Raw genomic sequence first — 3,993 nt, forward strand, 5'->3', positions numbered from 1 at the left:
AAAGCTGAAGAGGTTATAGGTGCTTTTGAGCAATTACGTTGTGTGGAAATTAGTGAAATAGAATAAATTGAAACACTGTCTTCCTGAACTTGATTCAGGAACTCACGAAGCTAAGACTAAACATATTTACCGATTGCTTAAAAAGTTTCCGAATCAAGTTCGGAATGACAGGTTTCAAAAGAAAAAATCCCAAAACTACTTCGGTTCATAAGTCACACAAGGAATAATCATCTCTTCCAATGAAACCCCACCGTGTTGATAAGTGTTCTTATAATATTTTACGAAGTGATTGTAATTATTTGGATAGGCAAAAAACAAATCTTCTTTAGCAAATACAAAAGATGCATTTATTGCTGTTTGAGGTAAGTATATCTCCTTTGGATTTTTAACAGCATACACATCTTTTTCTTCGTATGATAAACTCCTGCCTGTTTTATAACGTAAATTGGTGCTAATCTCTTTTGGCCCGATTAGTTTAGTAGGACTTTGAGTATTAATCGTACCATGGTCGGTAGTAATGACCAATTGCAAGCCCATATTTTGTGCCTTTTTGATCATTTCAAGTAAAGGCGAATTCTTAAACCAACTCAATGTTAAAGATCGATAAGCTTTATCGTCACCGGCTAACTCTTTAATAACTTCCATCTCGGTTTTAGCATGTGAAAGCATATCGACAAAATTGATAACCACAACGGTCAAATCATTATCCTTTATCTTTTGAAAATTATCTGCCAATTGTTTTCCTTTAAACAAATTGGTAATCTTATAATATTCGTGTTTAATGTTTAGCCCTAAACGTTTTAATTGGGCTGACAAAAACTCGTGCTCAAACAAATTTTTACCTCCTTCATCCATGTCATTTTTCCAATATTCAGGATACTGTCTTTCCATATCTAAAGGCATCAAACCTGAAAACAGCGCATTTCTTGCATATTGAGTTGCTGTAGGTAAAATGCTGTAATAATCAAATTCTTTTACCTTATTATACGACTTATTTATCGTGCTTTCCATCATCCTAAATTGATCGTAGCGAATGTTATCCATCACAATTAATAAAGTAGGTTTTTGTCGAATAATAGGTGCCACAACTCGATTAAACAAATTGTGAGAAAACAGCAATTCGTCGTTGTCTAATAATTCTTTATAGTTCTTTTTAATAAACCTAAAAAACTGAGAATTTGCCTCTTGCTTTTGACTCTCTAAAATTTCAAGCATACCTGAGTCATTAATATTTTCTAACTGCAACTCCCAATATACCAGTTTTTTATACATTGAAATCCAACCTTCATAAGAATTTACCATAGTCATATCCATAGCAATCTTTCTAAATTCTTGTTGGTAATTTGCAGTTGTCTTTTCAGATACCAATCGTGAATGATCTAAATTTTTCTTTAAACTCAATAAAACCTGATTCGGATTTAATGGTTTTATCAAATAGTCTGTTATTTGATTACCAATAGCCTCTTCCATAAGGTTTTCCTCTTCACTTTTGGTTATCATTATTACAGGCAAATTTGGGCGTTTCTCCTTAATCTGAACCAAGGTTTCCAATCCGCTTAAACCCGGCATATTTTCGTCTAAAAAAACTACATTATGTCTTTCTTGATCTATTGCCTCTAATGCATCTACACCGTTTGTGGCAGTGCTTACTATATAATTTTTACTTTCTAAAAACAGAATGTGAGGTTTTAATAAATCTATCTCATCATCTACCCAAAGTATGTGTATTTTATCCATGTATTTATTTATTAATGCTGTGTGAACTATAAACTGTTGGCTATGCATTATGGCTAGCGACTAAAGACTAGATACTACACAAGCCATGCCAATACATATTTGTATCTTTGCTTCTTTGTTAACTTTTAGTTATAATTTCCAACCCATTTTTTAACGAAAACCTCGCATGTCAGAAACTAACAAACTCAAAATATTTAACGACCCAATTTACGGATTTATTACAATACCCAACACATTAATTTTTGATATTATCGAACACCCTTATTTTCAGAGGTTACGACGAATATCTCAAATGGGATTATCAAACTTAGTATATCCGGGAGCACATCATACTCGTTTTCACCATGCTTTGGGCTGTATGCATCTGATGCAGAAAGCTGTACGTGTTTTACGCTTCAAAGGAATTAAAATCAGTAAAAGTGAAGCCCAATCTCTTTATTTGGCCATTTTGCTTCACGATCTTGGTCACGGACCTTTTTCTCATGCCTCTGAAAAGTTTTTTCTACCAAGTATTTCGCACGAAGACTTGTCTTTAGCATATATGAAAGAACTTAATAATGAGTTTAAAGGTGCCTTAACAGAAGCGATTTCAATTTTCACCAATACACACAAACGGAAATTTTTCTACCAATTGATATCCGGACAATTAGATATGGATCGCTTAGATTATCTAAAACGAGATAGTTTTTATACCGGTGTGGTCGAGGGTAGTATCAATTCAGACCGACTAATAGCTATGTTACACGTAAAAAATGATGAATTAGTAATCGAAGAGAAAGGAATTTATTCCATCGAAAAGTTTCTACTCTCACGTCGCTTTATGTACTGGCAAGTCTATTTACATAAGACGGGTTTACTGGCAGAACAGATCTTAATTCGCATATTACAACGAGCCAGAGAACTTTTTAATACTGGAATCGATATAACAGCAAGTAAGAGTTTGTTATATTTCATAAAAGAAAGGACAATACAAAAAGAACAGATCAATACTCATTTAGACATGTTTACCAGTATTGATGACTATGATGTTTGGGCTGCTATCAAAGAATGGCAAGATCATGATGATTATGTACTCTCTAACCTATCAAAAATGATGGTTCAAAGAAAACTCCCGCGTATCGAACTGAGTGACCATGCTTTTTCTAATGAATATTTAAAAGAAATAAAAGATAAAACCCGCCAATTATCAGGTGTTGACAGCAACAATATGGATTATTTTATATTTGAAGGAAAAATAACTAATCAGGCTTATAATACGAATGATGGAGCTATCAAGGTTTTACTAAAAGACGGCTCTGTAAAAGAGTGGCTCTCACTAGACACACAGTTTAAAACCTCAGCCTTGTCAAAACCAAATACTAAATATTTTATAGCCTATCCTAAAAATATTAATCTATAGAAACCAAACCCAACAACAGATAACAAACAACAGTCACCTCGAGCGCAGTCGAGAGGGACAACAGACAACCGACACCTTGTCAATCCTAAAAAATACCCTAAATTTGCCTTTTTGCAAGACACAAAACACATGAAGAATTTTGCCCTAATAGGCGCCGCCGGATATATAGCTCCACGTCACATGAAAGCTATCAAAGAGACTAACAATAATTTAATTGCAGCTCTTGACAATAATGATAGTGTTGGGATTATCGATAGTTATTTTCCCAATGCTGATTTTTTTACAGAATTTGAACGATTTGACCGACATATTTCAAAACTAAAGTTCGATAAAAATATTGATATTGACTATGTAAGCATCTGTACACCAAACTATTTGCACGATGCACATATACGTTTTGCTTTACGACAAGGTGCTGATGCTATTTGTGAAAAACCTTTGGTTTTAAATCCATGGAATATTGATGCACTCGCTAAAGTAGCCAAAGAAACCGGAAAGAATATTTACACGATTCTTCAACTTCGCCTACACCCAAGTATAATTGCTTTAAAGGAAAAAATTGACAAGGGACCTAAAGATAAAATATACGATATTGATTTAACCTACCTAACCTCGAGAGGACATTGGTATTATACCTCTTGGAAAGGAGATCATTCAAAGTCAGGTGGTGTAGCTACCAACATTGGCGTACATTTTTTTGATATGCTATCCTGGATATTTGGTGAGGTAAAGCAAAATACCATTCATTTGAACACACACGACAGATCAGCAGGATATTTAGAATTTGAAAGAGCAAGAGTTCGCTGGTTTTTATCGATAAATTATGATGTGTTACCGGAAGAGATCAAAGCCAAGGG

Annotated in this window: 3 protein-coding genes; 2 read left to right on the forward strand and 1 reads right to left on the reverse strand. The window is 34.0% G+C overall.

Annotated elements, in window-relative coordinates; translation table 11 throughout:
- Positions 1-195: 195 nt before the first annotated feature.
- Positions 196-1,737 carry a PglZ domain-containing protein gene (locus ABFR62_13405; GenBank protein MEN8139417.1) on the reverse strand — a complete coding sequence of 514 codons (1,542 nt, stop codon included), beginning with the start codon at positions 1,735-1,737 and terminating at the stop codon, positions 196-198.
- A gap of 166 nt (positions 1,738-1,903) precedes the next feature.
- Between ABFR62_13405 and ABFR62_13410 the strand changes: the two genes are divergently transcribed.
- Both ABFR62_13410 and ABFR62_13415 read left to right on the forward strand, forming a co-directional pair.
- The gene (locus ABFR62_13410) at positions 1,904-3,136 is read left to right on the forward strand and encodes an HD domain-containing protein (GenBank protein ID MEN8139418.1); all 1,233 of its coding nucleotides are present in this window, start codon (positions 1,904-1,906) and stop codon (positions 3,134-3,136) included.
- 129 nt (positions 3,137-3,265) lie between these two features.
- Positions 3,266-3,993 (forward strand): Gfo/Idh/MocA family oxidoreductase (locus ABFR62_13415; protein MEN8139419.1); only part of this gene is annotated, 728 nt, incomplete at its 3' end.

It is taken from the genome of Bacteroidota bacterium, from assembly GCA_039714315.1.
Classification (GTDB): Bacteria; Bacteroidota; Bacteroidia; order Flavobacteriales; family JADGDT01; genus JADGDT01.

Excerpts from the sequence above, each read along its gene's own strand:
- ABFR62_13410 (MEN8139418.1), top strand. The coding sequence starts at position 1,904 with ATGTCAGAAACTAACAAACTCAAAATATTTAACGACCCAATTTACGGA.
- ABFR62_13405 (MEN8139417.1), bottom strand. The coding sequence starts at position 1,737 with ATGGATAAAATACACATACTTTGGGTAGATGATGAGATAGATTTATTA.